General features: G+C 34.2%; 17 protein-coding genes. 9 read left to right on the plus strand and 8 right to left on the minus strand.

Annotation, left to right across the window (positions count from 1 at the left end; translation table 11 throughout):
* Positions 1–22: 22 nt before the first annotated feature.
* Positions 23–553: an RNA methyltransferase gene (locus UH1x_RS12075; protein WP_482621894.1), complete on the plus strand. Its 531-nt coding sequence runs from the start codon at positions 23–25 to the stop codon at positions 551–553.
* A 118-nt stretch (positions 554–671) separates the two neighbouring features.
* On the opposite strand, the gene folK is transcribed toward UH1x_RS12075, so the two are convergent.
* Positions 672–1,814 carry a 2-amino-4-hydroxy-6-hydroxymethyldihydropteridine diphosphokinase gene (gene folK / locus UH1x_RS12080; RefSeq protein WP_036151984.1) on the minus strand — a complete coding sequence of 381 codons (1,143 nt, stop codon included), beginning with the start codon at positions 1,812–1,814 and terminating at the stop codon, positions 672–674.
* A 71-nt stretch (positions 1,815–1,885) separates the two neighbouring features.
* On the opposite strand from folK, the gene sppA reads away from it, so the two are divergent.
* From sppA to UH1x_RS12095, 3 genes are read left to right on the plus strand one after another with little or no spacing between them, the layout of a single operon-like run.
* Positions 1,886–3,646 carry a signal peptide peptidase SppA gene (sppA, locus tag UH1x_RS12085; protein WP_482621895.1) on the plus strand — a complete coding sequence of 587 codons (1,761 nt, stop codon included), beginning with the start codon at positions 1,886–1,888 and terminating at the stop codon, positions 3,644–3,646.
* Between the two features lie 3 nt (positions 3,647–3,649).
* The gene (locus UH1x_RS12090; protein WP_482621896.1) at positions 3,650–4,360 is read left to right on the plus strand and encodes a queuosine precursor transporter; all 711 of its coding nucleotides are present in this window, start codon (positions 3,650–3,652) and stop codon (positions 4,358–4,360) included.
* A gap of 38 nt (positions 4,361–4,398) precedes the next feature.
* On the plus strand, positions 4,399–7,140 hold the full coding sequence (locus UH1x_RS12095; protein WP_482621897.1) for an AsmA family protein: 2,742 nt from the start codon (positions 4,399–4,401) through the stop codon (positions 7,138–7,140).
* Here the strand turns inward: UH1x_RS12095 and UH1x_RS12100 are convergent.
* A complete protein-coding gene (locus UH1x_RS12100) occupies positions 7,133–7,927 on the minus strand; it encodes a DUF2797 domain-containing protein (RefSeq protein ID WP_482621898.1) in 795 nt (264 codons plus the stop codon). The genes UH1x_RS12095 and UH1x_RS12100 overlap by 8 nt on opposite strands.
* Positions 7,928–8,006: 79 nt before the next feature.
* On the opposite strand from UH1x_RS12100, the gene UH1x_RS12105 reads away from it, so the two are divergent.
* Together UH1x_RS12105 and UH1x_RS12110 are read left to right on the plus strand one after the other, a co-directional pair.
* Positions 8,007–9,521, plus strand: a complete 1,515-nt coding sequence (locus UH1x_RS12105) for a GH3 auxin-responsive promoter family protein (RefSeq protein ID WP_482621899.1) — start codon at positions 8,007–8,009, stop codon at positions 9,519–9,521.
* A gap of 255 nt (positions 9,522–9,776) precedes the next feature.
* On the plus strand, positions 9,777–10,334 hold the full coding sequence (locus UH1x_RS12110) for a hypothetical protein (RefSeq protein WP_482621900.1): 558 nt from the start codon (positions 9,777–9,779) through the stop codon (positions 10,332–10,334).
* Positions 10,335–10,414: 80 nt separating this feature from the next.
* Here UH1x_RS12110 and clpX read toward each other — a convergent pair whose 3' ends face one another.
* The 6 genes from clpX to UH1x_RS12140 all read right to left on the minus strand — a co-directional run bounded on the left by clpX (position 10,415) and on the right by UH1x_RS12140 (position 15,790).
* A complete protein-coding gene (gene clpX, locus UH1x_RS12115) occupies positions 10,415–11,650 on the minus strand; it encodes an ATP-dependent Clp protease ATP-binding subunit ClpX (RefSeq protein WP_348354955.1) in 1,236 nt (411 codons plus the stop codon).
* A gap of 87 nt (positions 11,651–11,737) precedes the next feature.
* Positions 11,738–12,418 (minus strand): ATP-dependent Clp endopeptidase proteolytic subunit ClpP, encoded by a 681-nt coding sequence (clpP, locus tag UH1x_RS12120; protein ID WP_036151998.1) that lies wholly within the window; start codon positions 12,416–12,418, stop codon positions 11,738–11,740.
* Between the two features lie 88 nt (positions 12,419–12,506).
* Entirely contained in the window at positions 12,507–13,829 is a 1,323-nt protein-coding gene (gene tig / locus UH1x_RS12125) for a trigger factor (protein ID WP_482621901.1), read from the minus strand.
* 100 nt (positions 13,830–13,929) lie between these two features.
* A complete protein-coding gene (locus UH1x_RS12130; protein WP_084684625.1) occupies positions 13,930–14,277 on the minus strand; it encodes a phage holin family protein in 348 nt (115 codons plus the stop codon).
* Between the two features lie 26 nt (positions 14,278–14,303).
* Positions 14,304–15,080, minus strand: coding sequence for an alpha/beta fold hydrolase (locus tag UH1x_RS12135; RefSeq protein WP_482621902.1), 777 nt, complete (start codon positions 15,078–15,080; stop codon positions 14,304–14,306).
* Positions 15,077–15,790 (minus strand): pyridoxine 5'-phosphate synthase, encoded by a 714-nt coding sequence (locus tag UH1x_RS12140; protein WP_482621903.1) that lies wholly within the window; start codon positions 15,788–15,790, stop codon positions 15,077–15,079. Before UH1x_RS12140 ends, UH1x_RS12135 begins: the two co-directional genes overlap by 4 nt.
* A 92-nt stretch (positions 15,791–15,882) precedes the next feature.
* On the opposite strand from UH1x_RS12140, the gene UH1x_RS12145 reads away from it, so the two are divergent.
* The 3 genes from UH1x_RS12145 to porG all read left to right on the plus strand — a co-directional run bounded on the left by UH1x_RS12145 (position 15,883) and on the right by porG (position 18,222).
* Entirely contained in the window at positions 15,883–16,539 is a 657-nt protein-coding gene (locus tag UH1x_RS12145; RefSeq protein ID WP_482621904.1) for a CBS domain-containing protein, read from the plus strand.
* 1 nt (position 16,540) lies between these two features.
* Positions 16,541–17,422 (plus strand): NAD kinase, encoded by an 882-nt coding sequence (locus UH1x_RS12150; protein ID WP_482621905.1) that lies wholly within the window; start codon positions 16,541–16,543, stop codon positions 17,420–17,422.
* Positions 17,423–17,535: 113 nt separating this feature from the next.
* Positions 17,536–18,222: a type IX secretion system protein PorG gene (gene porG / locus UH1x_RS12155; protein WP_036152010.1), complete on the plus strand. Its 687-nt coding sequence runs from the start codon at positions 17,536–17,538 to the stop codon at positions 18,220–18,222.
* Positions 18,223–18,226 lie beyond the last annotated feature (4 nt).

Consider the following 18,226-nt stretch of genomic DNA (forward strand, 5'->3'; position numbering starts at 1 on the left):
AATGAAAATTGAATTGTAAAGTATGAGAAAATTAAGAAATGAGGAGTTGGATAGAATTGATGTGGAAGGGTATAAGCTTGCCGGAAAATCTCCTATAATAATTGTTCTTGATAATATAAGGAGTTTAAATAATATTGGTTCTGTTTTTAGAACCGCCGACGCTTTTTTGGTCGAAAAAATATACTTGTGCGGAATTACCGCTACGCCACCTCATAAAGATATTCATAAAACCGCTTTAGGAGCAACGGATAGTGTTGACTGGGAACATGTGGCAGATACTGTTGAATTGGTAACTAGGCTTAAAGAAGATGGATGTCATATTATTTCTGTTGAACAGGCGGAAAATGCAACGCAGCTAAATGACTATGCGCCAGCAAAAGATAAAAAGCAAGTGCTTATTTTTGGAAATGAGGTTAAGGGTGTTGCTCAGAACGTAGTTTCTGCTAGTGATGAGGTTTTGGAAATTCCGCAATTCGGCACCAAACATTCTTTGAATATCTCAGTGAGTGTTGGTGTTGTAGTTTGGGATTGTTGGAGTAAGTTAAACGCATAAAAAAACCTGGTCGTAGACCAGGTTTTTTAGTATAGTTTGAGTTAGTTAGTTGCACGTATGCCTTCACAAGAAAAGATTTTCTTTCCATTTACGCAAGAAATAATCTAATTTATAATTGTTATAAGTTGGCTAAGGCAAAGTTTTCTATCTTGGTTAAAATGGCTTCATAATCTTTTGAGTGTCTTACGAAATCTAGCTCGCTAACATCTATAATCAATTGATTTTCTTTAGGGTATGTCTTTAGGAAGTCGAAATAACCCCGGTTAATTTTTTCTAGATAGGTAAGCTCTATATTTTGTTCGTAATCTCTGCCACGTTGCCTTATTTGTTGTAGTAATCTTTCTGTGGTTTGGTACAGATAAACGTAGACTTTTGGCTTTTTAACTTCCTTATACATGAAATTGAATACCTTTCTGTATAAATCAAATTCGTTTTGTTGTAGTGTAACCTTGGCAAAAATCAGCGATTTAAAAATATCATAATCGCTTACCATAAAACTTTTAAATAAATCTAATTGATTGGTGTCTTCTGTAAATTGTTGATATCGATCTGCTAAAAACGACATTTCTAACGGAAAGGCATATCTGGCCTGGTCTTCATAAAAATTAGGTAAAAACGGATTTTCGGCAAATCGTTCTAAAATCAATTTTGCATTGAAATCTTCTGAAATCTTAGTGGCCAATGTTGTTTTGCCTGCACCAATATTACCTTCTATAGCAACATATTGTAGGCTAGCAAAAAATGTATGTCTACTTTTAAAAAGTCTTTTTATTTGTTTGGTTATAGTGCTCTTGTCTTTACATTCTTGCAGTAAATTTCTAGTGTCTTTGTTGAATATGGGGTGATAGAATTGCGGAGTAATATCTGCAAGAGGTTTTAGAATAAACTTTCTATCTTGCATTTTAGGGTGTGGAACCGTTAAGTTCTCTGTTTTGATAATATCTTTTTCATAATAGATAATGTCAATGTCTAAAGTTCTACTTTGGTAATTGTCACTTTCGTTTCTTTCTCTTCCAAAATGAGTCTCTATAGCTAATAGCTTTTCCAATAAATCTTCTGGAGCAAGTAATGTCTGCAATTCTAAACAGGCATTCAAGAAATCTTCCCCTTCAAAACCCCATGACGGAGTTTCATAGACAGCGGAAACTTGCCTGATTTCACCGGCTATTTTTCCAATTTCGAAAATGGCTTTTTGTAATAACAATTGACGATTGCCTAAATTACTGCCTATAGATAAGAATGCTGTTTTGTATACTCCCATAATATTAGGGCAAAATAACTAAAACATATCCACATTAGTTATCTTTGTTTACTATTATAATAAAGATTTAAATGAATTTTTTAAGAAATTTTCTTGCTTCCATTTTAGGTTCCTTGTTTGCATTTGGGATCATGTTTGTCATGTTTTTAATTTTTGTAAGCCTTGTCAGTAGTGGTGAAGACACTGTTGCTGTTGAGGATAACTCTGTACTGGAATTACAATTGCAAAGACAGATTTCAGATTATACGGGTAGTAATGAGTTGGATCCATTTGCAGGTATTTTTGAGGAGTCGCAAGGGTTAGATGAAATAATACAGGCTATTGAAGTAGCAAAAAATGATGATCGTATTAAAGGTATCAGTATCAATAATAATTTCATTATTGCTGGTTTAGCTCAAACGCAAGCTATTAGAAAATCATTGGAGGATTTTAAGGCTGAGGGAAAATTCATATACGCGTATGCAGACTTTTTTATGCAGCGCGATTATTATTTGGCCAGTGTTGCCGATTCAATTTTTATTAATCCAGTAGGGGTTTTAGATTTTAAAGGTTTGTCAACAGAGGTGCTTTATTACAAAGAGCTTCAAGAGAAATCTGGAATTAAGATGGAGGTTATACGTCATGGTAAGTATAAAAGTGCCGTTGAACCATATCTTGAGAATAACATGAGTGAAGCCAACAGAAGCCAATTGACTTCATTGCTTCAATCTCTTTGGAATTCTATGATTGTAGATATTTCAAAAACACGTTCTATTTCTGAGTCTGATTTAAATATCATAGCGGATACCTTAGGCGGCAGAAATCCGGAATATGCCAAGCGTTCAGGTTTAATTGATGATGTGGTTTTTTATGATGAGTATGAGGGTAAAATTGCAAGTGTGCTTAAGATCAAGAAAGATGAAGACATCAATTATACCAAGTTAGATGACTATGTAAAGTATTCGAATAAAAAGAAATTGAAATCTGGTGATGATAAAATCGCAATTGTATTTGCACAAGGTGAAATTTTATATGGTGAAGGTGGTCCAAATATAATAGGTCAAGGGATTATAAATGAAGCATTGATTAAAGCTCGTGAAGACGAAGATGTAAAGGCAATTGTATTGCGGGTAAACTCTCCAGGTGGTAGTGCTTTAACTTCAGATATTATTTGGAGAGAGGTTGCGCTTGCCAGGAAAGTGAAACCTGTAATAGTATCTATGGGTAACGTTGCCGCATCTGGTGGTTATTATATTGCTGCCGGTGCAGACAAGATTTTTGCAGAGCCAACGACAATAACGGGATCAATAGGTGTATTTGGTACAGTGCCTAATATGACCGAGTTGGCAGATAATGTTGGTATTAATGCTGAACAGGTAGGTACCAATAAAAATGCTGTAGATTATTCGCTTTTTGAGCCAATGCAAGAAAGCTTTAAAAATCAAATTCAAGAAAGTATAGAGGAAACTTACCAAACATTTCTAGGAAGAGTGTCAGAAGGTAGAAATATGACAATGGCACAAGTGGATAGTGTTGCCCAAGGTAGGGTTTGGAGTGGTACTGAAGCATTAGAGGTTGGTCTGGTTGATGAACTAGGTAATTTAGATGATGCAATCAATGCTGCCGCAGAGATGGCTGAATTGAGTGCTTACGGTATTAAGAAATTCCCTAAGTACAAAAGTGGATTTGAACGCTTTATGGAAGATTTAGAAGGAGCTAGTCTACAAATAAAAGAGAACGTGTTAAAAGATGAAATAGGTGATGAGGCATATAAAGTGTTGAAAGAGCTGCAGTCTTTTAAAGAGCAAAAAGGGATACAGGCTAGAATGCCGTTTGCATTAGATATTAAATAATATATGACCTTAAAAGATAGAAAATTAGCACAGCGTATTTATCTGTATTTAGGGGCTTTGTTTATCACTTCTCTAGTGGTTTCAAACCTTATATTTCAAAAGTTTTTTTATTGGAATCCCTTCGGGGATTTCACTGTTTATGGGGTTTCTCTTTTTGAGGTTTCCGTGGGTATTTTACCTTATCCCATAACCTTTTTAATTACAGATCTAATATCAGAGATATATGGAAGAAAAATGGCTAACCAGATTGTCACCGCTGGTATATTCGCTTCCTTCTTTTCTATGGGTATTATTTTATTGGCAGAAGTAGCACCTGCAATTCCTTCTTCACCCATAAATGATGAAACTTTTACTCAAGTTTTTGCGCTTTCGCCTATTGCGGTCTTGGCTTCAATGATAGCTTATTTATTAGCGCAATACGTTGATGTGGCTATATATCATTTCTGGAAAAGATTGACCAAAGGGAAATATTTATGGATTCGTAACAATTTTTCAACATTCCTCTCACAATTTCTTGATACGTTTACCGTTGTGGGGTTGTTATGTGTCTTCAAAGTGCTGCCGTGGGATCTTTTTTTCGGTCTTGTAGTAAGCGGGTTTATTTTTAAGATTTTTATAGCATTTCTAGACACCCCTTTTCTCTATTTCTTCGTATATATTATGAGAAAGCGTTTTAATCTAGAGCCAAATGAAGAATTGGATTTAGATATTTAGAATAAGAACATCAAAGAAAAACAGTATAACAGTATACTATGGGTAAGAAAATTTTAAAAATTGTTGGAGTATTATTAGTGTTGATTATTGCAGTGTTAATTGCAGCACCCTTCTTCTTAGAAGCTAAAATAGGAGAAATCATAAAAAACAATGTTAATCAGAATGTAAATGCCACATTAGATTTTTCTGAAGCAAATTTAAGTTTGGTCAGTAGTTTTCCTAATGCGGAAGTAGATTTTAAAAATGTTGTATTATTAAATAAAGCTCCTTTTGAAGGTGATACATTGTTTAAGGCTGAAAATTTGGACTTAACCATGGGTATCATGCAATTGTTTAAAAGCGAGGGAGACGCCATAGCAATAAATAATATCAATTTAGACGGTGCATTCATTAATGTAGTCGTAGATAAAGAGGAGAACGCTAACTATGACATAGCTTTGCCGTCTGATGCTTCTGCTACGGTAGAAGAGGAGGCTGGTACTACAGATGGTTTTAATCTAGATTTACAGTCGTATGAAATTACGAATACACGAATATATTATACTGATAATTCAACGGGTATTGCTTTTAAATTAGATGATTTTCAACATACAGGAACTGGCGATTTGTCTTTAGCTACTTCTGAGTTAGATACACATACCGATGCTTTTATTTCATTGGAAATGGATAGTGTGAACTATTTAAACAAGAATAAAATTAAGTTAGATGCCCTTATTGGTATTGATTTAAATGAGAATAAATATTCCTTTTTAAAAAACGAGGCATTACTAAATCAGTTGCCTTTGGTTTTTGATGGTTTTATTAAATTAAATGAAACCAATCAAGAAGTAGATTTAACCTTTAAAACGCCTTCTTCAGATTTCAAAAACTTCTTAGGCGTTATTCCAGAAGTGTATTCTAAGAATATAGAGGATGTTACTACTACTGGTAATTTTGCCGTTAATGGTAATTTTAAAGGTGTTGTAGATGAAACACATATCCCAACTTTTCATATAGCGTTAAAATCTGATAATGCATCGTTTAAGTATCCAGATTTACCAAAAGCGGTAAGTAATGTCTATTTTGATATTCAGTTAGATAATAAAACCGGTATTGCGGAAGATACTTATGTGAACATCAATAAGGCTTCATTTAAGATAGATGAAGATAAGTTCAATCTTACTTCCAATATTACGGAGTTAATGGGTAATACTAAGGTTAAAGCACATATGGACGGTGATATGAACTTAGCAAATATCTCTAAAGCTTATCCGGTACCAGAAGAATACAATTTAAAAGGGATGTTGAAAGCGGATATTACTACTGCTTTTGATATGCAATCCGTAGAAAATGAGCAGTATGAAAAAACAAATACTACTGGAGATTTAAGTTTATCGGATTTTGAATATAACTCAGAAGAGCTTGCTAATCCTGTTAAGTTTAAAGCGGCGAGATTAACTTTTAATCCTAAAACAGTTACTTTGAATAATCTGAACGGTACCACGGGTACTACAGATTTTGATGCTACTGGGACAATCAACAACCTGTTAGGATTTATGTTTAACGATGAAAAGGTGGAGGGTAACTTCAATTTAAAATCAAACTCTTTTGCTTTAAGTGATTTTATGGTTGCTGAAACGGAAACTACATCAACTACTGGTGAGGCTAGTACAACAGGAGAAGGGACCGTTCAAGAAGAGAAGATAAAGATACCTTCTTTCTTAGATGCCACTATAAATGCAGATGCAAAGAAGGTAATTTATGATGATATTGTTTTAAGTGATGTTAAAGGGGTTTTAAAGATTAAAGATGAAACTGCCACACTTAGTAATATGACGGCAGGTATGTTTGGTGGTAAAATTGCTTTTAATGGTGATGTGTCCACAAAAAATGAAACTCCGACTTTTAACATGAAGTTAGATTTAAATCAGTTGGGTATTCAAGAAACTTTTGCTTCGGTGGATTTGTTTCAAACAATTGCACCTATCGCTAAAATGTTGAATGGAAAATTAACCTCGGATATTTCTCTGTCAGGTAATTTAACAGATGATTTAATGCCTAATTTATTATCATTAAGCGGAAATTTATTTGCTGACTTAATGACCGAGGATATAAATACGGAAGAAGCACCAGTGTTAAATTCATTAGTTTCTAATTTGAATTTTATCGATTTGCAACAGCTCAACTTTAAAGATTTAAAAACATCGTTAACTTTTAATGACGGTATTGTTGTTGTAAAACCCTTCACATTAAATTATAAGGATATTGCCATTAATGTTGACGGTAGCCACTCATTTGATCAAAAACTGGATTATAAAGCCACGTTACAAGTGCCTGCAAAGTATTTAGGGTCTGATATTACTAATTTAATTGCAAAAATTGACGATCCTTCTTTAGCTGATTTAACCATACCGGTAGTTGCTAATATTGGCGGTCTTTATAATAGCCCTAAGGTATCTACGGATATGACCACTGGTGTAAAGCAATTAACCACTAAGTTGATAGAAGTAGAAAAGCAAAAATTAATAGCTAAGGGTACAGATAAGGCGAAAGACTTAATAGGTGGTTTAATTAGTGGAAATAAAACTACGACAGATTCTACTAGTCAAAAAACTACTGATACTAAAACAGCTGCTAAAGACATTTTAGGGGGTATATTATCTTCCAAGAAAGATTCTGTATCAACAACATCTGTAGAGAAAGATTCTACTCCTGTTAAAACCGAAGAGGTTGTAAAGGAAAAGGCAAAAGATATCTTAGGCGGCTTATTCGGTAAAAAGAAAAATGATAGTACTAACTAATCGTTAAACCTACATAAAAACCTTCGCTACCTCTTACGTTGAAAACGGTATTGTCTTCAAAAATCAGGTATTGACCTTTAATGCCTTTTAATTTACCTTCAAAAGTTGGCGTTTTAGTAAGGTTTAGGCTTTTAACTTTAGTTGGGTATTGTAGTACCGGAAATTCTAATTCTGTTTCTGCATTAGAATCTAAAAAATAGGGTAGTGCCTCTTCTGGTATATATTGCTTTAGTTTATCTCGCCATTCTTGAAGACTTTCATCGACAACGGTATTTGTGAGCATAGTACGCCAGTTGGTTTTATCACCAACATGATCTTTTAGGGCAACTTCGGTAACGCCGGCTAAATATCTGTTCGGCACCTCTACAATCTCTATAGCTTCATGAGCTCCTTGGTCAATCCAGCGTGTTGGTATTTGCCCTTTTCTGGTAACTCCCACTTTTACATTACTAGAATTGGCCAGGTAAACAATGTGAGGTTGTAGTTGCACTTTCTTTTCATAAGCCAAATCTCTGTCTTCTTGATCTAAATGTGCTTTACTTAGCTCGGGTCTCATAATCCAATCTCCCGCAGATGGTATTTCAAAAAAACATGTTCGGCAAAATCCTTGTCTGTAAATAGGTCGGTCATTACCGCAATTTAAACATTGATGTTTAATGAATTCTATTTTCAAAGTTTTGTCCAGAACTTGATTTACATTTAGAAAATCAGATTCAAATAACATATAATATTGAATAGGACTTCCTATTTCTGTCTGCATTTTTCTAAGTACTCCCTCGTATTGCATTTAAATTTGGCTTATTGAATTATCAATTTGAAAATGATAGTGAGATACGCTATTTTTAACAATACAAAGATACCTATAAATGCCAATTACCCTATTTAATTCAATCGCCTCTTGGTTACTAAAAAAACGATATCATCAGATAGAACTTTTTTTAAAGTATCCTGATGAGGTTCAAGAAGAGGTTTTATTGCAATTGCTTGAATTTGCAGAGGATACAGAGTTTGGTAGAACTTATGATTTTGAGTCTATTGAGTCTTATAAAGTGTTTAAGGAAAGATTGCCTATAGTATCTTATGAAGAAGTTCAACCTATTATTGAACGCACCAGAAGAGGAGAGCAGAATCTATTCTGGCCTACCAAAGTAAAGCTGTTTGCTAAAAGTAGTGGAACTACAGATGCCAAGAGTAAATTTATACCTGTTAGTGGAGAGGCATTGGAAGATTGTCATTATAAATCAAGTAAAGATTTGTTATGTCTTTATTTGAACAATAATGAAAATTCTCAACTTTTTACTGGTAAGAGCTTACGCTTGGGTGGTAGTAAAGAGCTTTACGAGGATAATGGGTCCCTGTTTGGCGACCTATCGGCTATTTTGATAGACAATATGCCATTATGGGCAGAGTACAGTAGCACGCCCAGTAATAAGGTTTCTTTAATGAGCGAGTGGGAGAGTAAGCTTATGGCCATTATTCATGAAAGTGTGCAAGAGAATGTAACCAGTTTGGCAGGTGTACCTTCTTGGATGCTGGTTTTAATGAATAAAGTACTTGAAGAAACTGGTAAAGAAAATCTTTTTCAAGTTTGGGAAAATCTTGAAGTCTACTTTCATGGAGGTGTAAACTTTAACCCTTATAAAGAGCAGTATAAAAAAATATTACCGAAGAGTGATTTTAGATACTATGAAATCTATAATGCTTCTGAAGGGTTTTTTGCTATTCAAGATAGAAATGGTGCCGATGATCTGTTGTTGATGTTAGACTATGGAATTTTCTATGAGTTTATTCCAATGGATGTTTATGGTTCTTTTGAGGAAGAAGCAATACCCTTATGGGAAATTGAATTAAGCAAGAACTATGCTATAGTAATTACTACCAATTCAGGATTATGGCGATATAAAATAGGGGATACCGTACGTTTTACTTCTAAAAGCCCTTATAGAATTAAAGTTACTGGTCGTACCAAACACCATATTAATGTTTTTGGTGAAGAGTTAATAATAGAGAATGCAGAGGAGGCATTGAAAATCGCTTGCGCAAAAACCGAGGCTGAAATAATGGACTACACGGCCGGACCTGTTTTTATGGTTGGTAAGGAAAAAGGAGCGCACGAGTGGATTATGGAATTTAGAACTTTGCCAAGGGATTTTGATGCTTTTGTAGAGATATTTGATAATGCCCTAAAATCTCTTAATTCTGATTACGAAGCAAAAAGGCTTAATAATATTACCTTGAATATGCCAATAGTACATAGCGCACGTAAAAACCTATTCTATGATTGGTTAAAGAAAAATGACAAGCTTGGTGGTCAACATAAAATTCCAAGACTTTCTAACAAAAGGGATTATTTAGAAGAACTTTTACTAATGAATAAGTAATGTGCTCCATACACACTAGATTTTAACCTAATCACAACAATCTTTTATATTTTTTCAATGCTTGCCATACATTTGTTTTCATAAATGTAGCTTTTGTATTACATGTTTATTCTAGTCGATTTACTTTGAAGTAATGTCCGATAAAATGGACTACATCGATAATTTTAAACGCGTAAACAATTAAATAGGTGTAAGTGGAGTTATTATTCCAACTTGCTAGAGTAAAACTTAACCAATACTATAAATACTATTATTATGGCAGAGAAATTAGTAATTGTTTCCGATATGTGGGGCGCTAAGAAAGGACTATGGATTACTTCATACTTAGGGTATCTTCAACAATATTTTGATATTACTTTTTATGATAGTCAACAACTTGCCAATCTAGATATTCTAATACAAACTGAAGAAAATGTACATAATGCCTTTTTAGAAGGTGGTATAGACACTGCAGTATCTCATATACTAAAAAAAGAAACTGAGCCTTGTTATTATCTTGCGTTTAGTACAGGTGCCTCAATTATTTGGGAAGCTGCTAAAAAAGGTTTGCCGGTAAAATCATTATATGGTGTTTCTCCTACGAGAATTCGTAAAAAGAACGATAGACCCAATGTTCCATTTCAATTAGTATACGGAGCTAACGATGAGTTTAGACCAAGTGAGGAATGGGCAGATAAATTAGGTGTGGAAATGGAAGTTTTACCTAACTATGGCCATACATTATATACAGATGAGAAAATTATTCAAAAAGTATGTATGGACTTATTACAAGAAGTTACACAAATTACACCACAGGTAAAGAAAGTGGTTTGAAAATAAGATAATAGTAAAGCATAAAAAAAGCGAAGATTTAAATCTTCGCTTTTTTTTATATCCTTTAATCAAATGTAACTTTATGAAACTGCTTTCAGCTTTTTAATGGTATCATGAGATAACATTTCTTCTGCGTAAGGTTTTGTTACTTTAAAATCAGTATCACCTGAACTTGGCATTTCAAACATGGCATCTGTGAAGATCGCTTCACAAAGAGATCTTAAACCTCTTGCTCCAAGTTTATATTCAATTGCCTTTTCTACAATATAGTCTAAAGCCTGGTCTGTAATGCTGAATTTAATATCATCCATAGCAAACAGCTTTTCATATTGTTTAATAATTGCATTCTTAGGTTCGGTCAAGATAGCTCTTAATGTCTTCTTGTCTAACGGGTTCATATGTGTTAGTACAGGAAGTCTACCAATAATCTCAGGTATAAGTCCAAAATCTTTTAAATCTTTTGGTATGATGTATTGTAATAAATTACTATCATCTAAAAAGCTATCAGATTTAGAAGCGCTATAACCTACCGCTTGCATATTTAAACGCTTGGTTATTGCACGCTCAATACCGTCAAAAGCTCCACCGGCAATAAATAAGATGTTTTCTGTATTTACTTCAATGAATTTTTGGTCCGGGTGCTTTCTTCCTCCTTTAGGTGGTACGTTTACTGATGTACCCTCTAATAATTTTAAAAGCCCTTGTTGGACTCCTTCTCCAGATACATCTCTTGTAATAGATGGGTTATCGCTCTTGCGAGCAATCTTATCTATTTCATCAATAAAAACGATACCTCTTTCTGCTTTCTCAAGATTGTAATCTGCCGCTTGTAAAAGGCGGGTTAAAATACTTTCTACATCTTCACCAACATAACCAGCTTCTGTCAATACAGTTGCATCAACAATCGCCAATGGTACATTAAGTAACTTGGCAATGGTTTTGGCCATTAAGGTCTTACCTGTACCGGTTTGGCCAACCATGATAATATTACTTTTCTGGATTTCTATATCATCTTCTTGTGAAGATGGTTGTAGTAATCTTTTGTAGTGATTGTAAACTGCAACAGACATTACCTTTTTGGTACGCTCTTGTCCAATAATAAAAGTGTCTAAAAATTCCTTGATTTCTTGAGGCTTTTTTAGAACAAGTTCAGAAGAAAGATCATTGGTCTTTGTCTGTTTTGACTCTTCGGCAACAATGCCGTGAGCTTGTTCAATACAACGGTCGCAAATATGTGCGTCGAGACCGGCGATCAACAAATTTGTTTCAGGCTTTTTTCTACCGCAAAATGAACATTCTAAATTTTCCTTTGCCATTATCTATCTTCTCTATTCTATTCCTTAACGATCAAAAATCGTTTTTGGTTTAAAAATCATTAATTTATTTGATTCAATTGGTCGAAATTATTTCTTCTCCCTTACCAATATTTCATCAATCATACCGTATTTAAGAGCTTCATCAGCTTTCATCCAGTAATCACGGTCACTATCATCACGTACTTTTTCAATATCTGTGCCCGAGTGTTCAGCAATGATTTGATATAGTTCATCTTTCAATTTCAATATCTCTCTAGCGGTAATTTCAATATCACTAGCTTGACCTTGTGCACCTCCAAGTGGTTGGTGAATCATAACACGAGAGTGCTGTAAACCACTACGTTTTCCTTTTTCACCTGCACATAATAGAACAGCGCCCATTGAAGCCGCCATACCTGTACAGATAGTGGCAACATCAGGAGTGATAAACTGCATAGTATCATAAATACCTAAACCGGCATATACGCTACCACCTGGTGAGTTAATGTAAATTTGGATATCTTTCTTAGCGTCAACACTTGCTAAAAACAATAGTTGTGCTTGTATAATATTAGCTACTTGGTCGTTAATACCAGTACCCATAAAAATAATGCGATCCATCATTAAACGCGAATAAACATCCATTGCAACAATGTTCATAGAACGCTCTTCTATAATGTTTGGCGTCATGTTCGTTGGGTACATGCTGCTCATGATAGAATCGTAATATGTGCTACTAATACCTTGGTCGTTTATAGCGAAATTCTTGAATTCTTTTCCGTAATCCATAAATTGTATGTCTATATTTTAGAGTAAAAAAAGGTGCCGAAAATTTCATTTCCGGCACCGTAAAGATACTTAATTTATTGTTTGGAATTTATCCATAAACTTCTTTCACGAAATTTTCATAGGTAACTTCCTTTGTCTTAAGATTCGCTTTTTCTTTGTAAAGATTCAATAGTTTCTGACTCATCAATTGTTCTGATAGTCTTTTTACTTCATCTTGGTTGCCAAGAACTCTTGCAGCAATAGAATCTAATTCTTCTTCTTTAGGATCTAATTGACCAAATTGTGCCATTTGAGAACGAATAAATCCTTTAGAGAATTCTTTCAATTCATCAAACTGAACTTGTAGTTCATTATCCTTTATTATTTTACCTTCAATAAGTTGGTAACGTAAGCCTTTTTCAGATTTAGCATATTCTTCAACAGCTTGTTCCTCAGATAATGGCTCTTCACCAGTCATTTGAATCCATTTTGTCAAGAAACCAGTTGGTAATTCAAATTTTGTATTGTCAATAAAATATTCGGTAACATCGTTCAATAACTTTTGATCCGATTGTTGCTCAAATTGTTTTTCAGAATCCTCTTTGATGCGCTCTTTTAATTCCTTTTCGGTCTTAACGCTATCTGGGCCAAAAAGTTTATCAAATAATTCTTGATTTAATTCAGCAGCTTCTCTTTCGTTAATTTCAGAAATGGTGAAAGTAACTTCAGTATCCAATGCCTCAGCTTTCTGTTTATCAATGCCTAAAGCGCTTGATAACATATGATTTTCATTGAAAAGACCCTTTGTTTTCAATGTAACAACATCGCCAACTTTTTTGCCTTTTAAAGCGTCTAAAGCTTTTTTGCTCTTCAACTTGTCAGTCTCAATCAATGTTTTGTTGTCGATTTCTTTTGCTTCATTAGCGAAAGTTCCACTTACTTCATCATTCTTGCTAACAACATCTTTGCTTACAAGTTTACCGTATTGTTTTTGAATACGTTCAACTTGCTCGTCGATCATTTTCTTGTCGGCAACAATTTTATATTGAGTGATCGCTTTTTTGGTTTTCAAAGAAACTTCAAAATCAGGAGCTAATCCTAATTCAAATTCAAAAGCCAATTCATCTTGGTCCCAATCAAAATTGTCTTGTTGTTTTGGTAAAGGGTTACCTAAAACGTCTAACTTTTCTTCTGTTAGGTATTTGTTAAGATTGTCTTGCAACAATTTATTTACTTCATCTACCAATACGGCTTTACCATACTGCTTTTTAATAAGACCCATAGGAACTTGGCCTTTTCTAAAACCAGGAATATTAGCTTGCTTCTTATAATCCTTTAAAATGGTGTCAACCTTATCTTGGTAATCTTCTTTTGTGATAGCAACTTTAACTACTGCATTTAAATCGTCTATCTGCTCTTTCGTAATATTCATTCCTTAATATCTATTTGCATGTGTAAAATGGGATGCAAAAATACTACATTTTGCAAAGTCAACCAATTTTTTAAAGTATTGAATTTCAAATCACAAGCAACTATGACTTGTCATCTTTTAACAGTGTAAAAAAGATTGATTGTAAAAATGATAGCAATAGACTAAAAATCAATGCCCACCAAATATTTCCAACCGCAAATCCGTCAATAAGTTTATCCGCCAATAAAATAATTATTGCATTAATGATCAACAGGAAAAGACCAAAGGTGATTACGGTTACCGGTAGCGTTAAAATCACTAAAATAGGTTTCACTAGTAGGTTTAAAATGCTTAAAACCACTGCTACGATTACTGCGGTAATAAAACTGTCTACTGATACATTGGGTAGTACATTGGCTAGAATTACAACGGCAACTGCACTTAATAGAATTCTTAAAATTAGTTTCATGGCTTATGGTATTATAGGATTATAGTTTATTCTTGATTTAAAAAGGTAATTGATTTTTCAAAGAACTGTTTTGGGTTTTCTGCATGTAACCAGTGTCCTGCATTGTCAATTGTTTCAACTGTAGCCTTAGGGAAATGACGGTGTATGATATCAAAATCATTGTTGGTTACATATTCAGATTTATCGCCTCTTAGAAATAGGGTTTGACCATTAAAACTGTCTGAACTATTGATGTTGTCACCAATTTCTTCCATCTTATTGCTCAATACTTCTAAATTGAATTTAAAGCAAAGTTTTTTGTCATCGTTTCTTTGCAGGTTTTTCAATAAAAATTGTCTTATGCCTGGATTAGATAGATGTTGCTTTAATTGTTCGTCGGCATCTTTTCTAGACTTTAAATTGGTGGTGTCAATGGCATTTAGACCATCAATGATTTCTTGGTGATGCGGTGGGTAATATTTTGGGGCTATGTCCGCTATAATTAATTTATTGACCCGTTCAGGGTAAGTGCATGCGAATTGCATGGCGGTTTTGCCTCCCATGGAATGACCTATTAATGCAGTATTCTCAATATCGTGTGCATCTAAATAATTTAGAAAATCATTAGCAAGTATGTCATAGTTGAAATCTGGCGAATGAAAACTTTTACCATGATTTCTTTGGTCGATGAGGTGAACACAGAATCCGTTTTCTGCATATTGTGCACCTAGCGTTTTCCAATTGTCAAGCATGCCCAGAAATCCGTGTAGGATACATAAAGGCTTGCCTTCTCCTAAAATTACCGAATGTAATAGCTGTTTCATTTTAATCTATGTAAATACATGTTTACCACATTGTCCAGCCCTAAGTATAATGCTTCACTAATAAGCGCATGACCAATAGATACTTCTAGTAAGTTAGGGATATTTTTGGCGAAATATTCAATGTTGTCCAAACTTAGATCATGACCGGCATTAATTCCAATTCCTAATTCGTTGGCACGTTTGGCAGCTTCAATGAATGGTCTTATAGCTTCTTCTTTATTTTTTTCGTAGTCCGTAGCGTAACTTTCAGTGTATAATTCTATTCTATCTGTACCAACCGCTTTTGCACCCTCGATCATTTTTGGATTGGGGTCAACAAATATTGAAGTACGGATGCCGGCTTCTTTGAAGGTTTTGATGACATCGGTTAAGAATTCTTTGTGCTTTATAGTATCCCAGCCTGCGTTTGATGTGATGGCATCTACAGCATCTGGTACCAGTGTAACTTGTTCTGGTTTCACTTCTAGAACCAATTCAATAAATTTTGGAACCGGATTACCTTCAATATTAAATTCTGTAGTTACCGTGTTTTTTAAATCTCTAGCATCCTGATATCTAATATGACGTTCATCTGGTCTAGGGTGAATAGTGATTCCTTGCGCTCCAAAACTTTCTAAATCTTTAGAAACCTTAAGCAAATCTGGAACATTGCCGCCACGGGCATTTCTAAGAGTTGCAATTTTGTTTACGTTAACGCTAAGTTTTGTCATTATGTCTTATTTACCTTTTAGGAGCATCAAAAATACAAATAAGGCACGCCTTTTGATATTATTAATTGTTATTTTGCGTTATATAAAGGTCTATGAATATTCAAGAACATATCATTACGAGCTTACCGGTATTCGATATCAATGATACTGCTGAAAAAGTATTAGCGTTTTTTCATGATACCACCTATTCCCATATCGCTATTTTGGAGGATGGAAGGTTTTTAGGACTTTTCTCTGAAATAGATGCTGACGGATTGCTACCGGAGTCTAAAATTGAGGAGTTTAGATATCAACTTCAAAGTTTTTTTGCTCGTAGAGATACCAATTGGCTAGATGTGTTGGAAGTTTTTGCTAGAAATGAAGCCAATTTAATTCCGGTTCTTAATGAAAAAGAAGAAGTTACGGGTTACTATTGTTTAACCGATGTTGTTGCGGAATTTATTGACACGCCGTTTTTTACCGACCCAGGTAGTATTTTGGTCGTAGCAAAAGGTGTTAAGGATTATTCATTTAGTGAGATTGCGCAGATAGTGGAAAGTAACAATGCCAAACTTTTTGGTGGTTTTATTACCGATACCCAAAATGATGTTATTCAAGTAACCTTAAAAATTACAGCAAATAACTATAATAAGGTAGTGCAGACTTTTAGACGTTACAATTACCATATTATATTTGGTAACAGCGATGACCAATTTTTAGAAGACCTAAAAAACAGATCAGATTATTTAGATAAATATCTTAATGTATAATATGAAAGTAGCTGTTTACGGTCAAACTTATCAAGATAATGCCATTGAATACCTCATTGAACTGTTAGATGAGTTGCAAACGGTATCTGCAGAAGTTCATATTGAAAAAGATTTTTACGAATTGTATAAATCCAAAGGTAATAGCCAAACCTTTTCCGTTTTTACAATGGAAGAAGGGTTAAACGCTTCTTTTGATATGTTCGTTAGTTTTGGTGGTGATGGTACCATATTAAGGGCAACAACTTTTGTGAAAGACCTTGGTATTCCTATTGTGGGTGTTAATACAGGTAGGTTAGGGTTTCTTTCAACCTTTAAAAAAGAAGATGTTAGAAAAGTAGTTCAAGAATTCAAGCAAGGTGCATACAACGTTGTTGAACGTAGTTTGGTACAATTGAATACGGAAAAATTGGATTCCGAGTTTGGAGACTTAAATTTTGCATTGAATGAAATTACCGTAAGTAGAAAAGAAACTACCTCTATGATTACGGTAGAAACATATTTAAATGACGAATACTTAACGTCATATTGGGCAGACGGATTAATAATATCTACCCCAACTGGGTCAACCGGGTATTCCTTAAGTTGTGGAGGTCCTGTAATTGTGCCTACTGCTAAATCATTGGTCCTGACCCCAATTGCTCCGCATAACTTAAATGCGAGACCACTGGTTATATCTGATGATACTGTAATTCGTTTGAAAGTGTCTGGTAGAGAAGAAAACCACTTGGTTTCTTTAGATTCTAGAATTGCATCATTGGAAAATGGAGAGGAGATAACTATAAGTAAGGCTCCTTATACCATTAAAATGATAGAATATACTTCAGAAAGTTTTTTAAAGACCTTAAGAAATAAGCTTCTTTGGGGTGAGGATAGGCGAAATTGAGCCAACATTTAAACAATAATTGTCCTTAATCACTGTTTATCTTTTGAGAACATTAAAATTATTGCATTTTCAGTTTTACATATGATATCCGCAATAATTGTAAAATCTATTTTATGCGTTACATAACGTTATTAGTATTACTTTTTTCACTGTCGGGTTTGCAAGCGCAGACTTATGAGGTGGGTATTTTTGCCGGTGGTGCCAATACAATTAGTGATGTTGGTAGAACAGATTATCTGTTGCCTTCCAATATTGCCTTTGGTGGTTTGTTTAAGTGGAACATTAGTAAAAGATATGCATGGCGGGGTAGTTTAACTTATGGTAAGTTTACCGCAGATGATAATAAATCTAGTTCTACGGCAAGGCAGCAGAGAGGTTATGTTATAGATAATTCAATCTTTGAAGGTTCTGTGGGCTTGGAATTTAATTTTGTGGAATATAATTTACATAAACTTGGTCCGGCATTTACGCCCTATTTATATACAGGTCTCACCTATTTTAGGTATGATTATCAGTATTTTAATGGTGGTGTTCTACAAGATATAAATCAAAAAGAAGGAAGTTTTGCAGTGCCAATGACTGTTGGTTTTAAGTATCGTATCAATCAGTTTCTTATTTTTGGGGGCGAAATAGGGGCTAGGTATACTTTTACGGATAACTTAGATGGTAGTAATCCTGAAGGTTCTAACTTTGAAGAGTTCCAATTTGGTAATATTTTTAGCGATGACTGGTATGTATTTTCCGGTCTAACCTTAACGTACACTTTTGGAAGAAAGCCTTGTATGGATTGTTTTGAGTAAATTT

It is taken from the genome of Maribacter sp. UH1, from assembly GCF_056839145.1.

Coding starts and splice junctions, on each gene's coding strand:
- sppA (WP_482621895.1), top strand. CDS start 1,886: ATGAATTTTTTAAGAAATTTTCTTGCTTCCATTTTAGGTTCCTTGTTT.
- clpX (WP_348354955.1), bottom strand. CDS start 11,650: ATGGCAAAGGAAAATTTAGAATGTTCATTTTGCGGTAGAAAAAAGCCT.
- UH1x_RS12095 (WP_482621897.1), top strand. CDS start 4,399: ATGGGTAAGAAAATTTTAAAAATTGTTGGAGTATTATTAGTGTTGATT.
- folK (WP_036151984.1), bottom strand. CDS start 1,814: ATGGGAGTATACAAAACAGCATTCTTATCTATAGGCAGTAATTTAGGC.
- UH1x_RS12145 (WP_482621904.1), top strand. CDS start 15,883: ATGAATATTCAAGAACATATCATTACGAGCTTACCGGTATTCGATATC.
- tig (WP_482621901.1), bottom strand. CDS start 13,829: ATGAATATTACGAAAGAGCAGATAGACGATTTAAATGCAGTAGTTAAA.
- UH1x_RS12130 (WP_084684625.1), bottom strand. CDS start 14,277: ATGAAACTAATTTTAAGAATTCTATTAAGTGCAGTTGCCGTTGTAATT.
- UH1x_RS12075 (WP_482621894.1), top strand. CDS start 23: ATGAGAAAATTAAGAAATGAGGAGTTGGATAGAATTGATGTGGAAGGG.
- UH1x_RS12100 (WP_482621898.1), bottom strand. CDS start 7,927: ATGCAATACGAGGGAGTACTTAGAAAAATGCAGACAGAAATAGGAAGT.
- UH1x_RS12135 (WP_482621902.1), bottom strand. CDS start 15,080: ATGAAACAGCTATTACATTCGGTAATTTTAGGAGAAGGCAAGCCTTTA.
- UH1x_RS12105 (WP_482621899.1), top strand. CDS start 8,007: ATGCCAATTACCCTATTTAATTCAATCGCCTCTTGGTTACTAAAAAAA.
- porG (WP_036152010.1), top strand. CDS start 17,536: ATGCGTTACATAACGTTATTAGTATTACTTTTTTCACTGTCGGGTTTG.
- UH1x_RS12090 (WP_482621896.1), top strand. CDS start 3,650: ATGACCTTAAAAGATAGAAAATTAGCACAGCGTATTTATCTGTATTTA.
- UH1x_RS12150 (WP_482621905.1), top strand. CDS start 16,541: ATGAAAGTAGCTGTTTACGGTCAAACTTATCAAGATAATGCCATTGAA.
- clpP (WP_036151998.1), bottom strand. CDS start 12,418: ATGGATTACGGAAAAGAATTCAAGAATTTCGCTATAAACGACCAAGGT.
- UH1x_RS12140 (WP_482621903.1), bottom strand. CDS start 15,790: ATGACAAAACTTAGCGTTAACGTAAACAAAATTGCAACTCTTAGAAAT.
- UH1x_RS12110 (WP_482621900.1), top strand. CDS start 9,777: ATGGCAGAGAAATTAGTAATTGTTTCCGATATGTGGGGCGCTAAGAAA.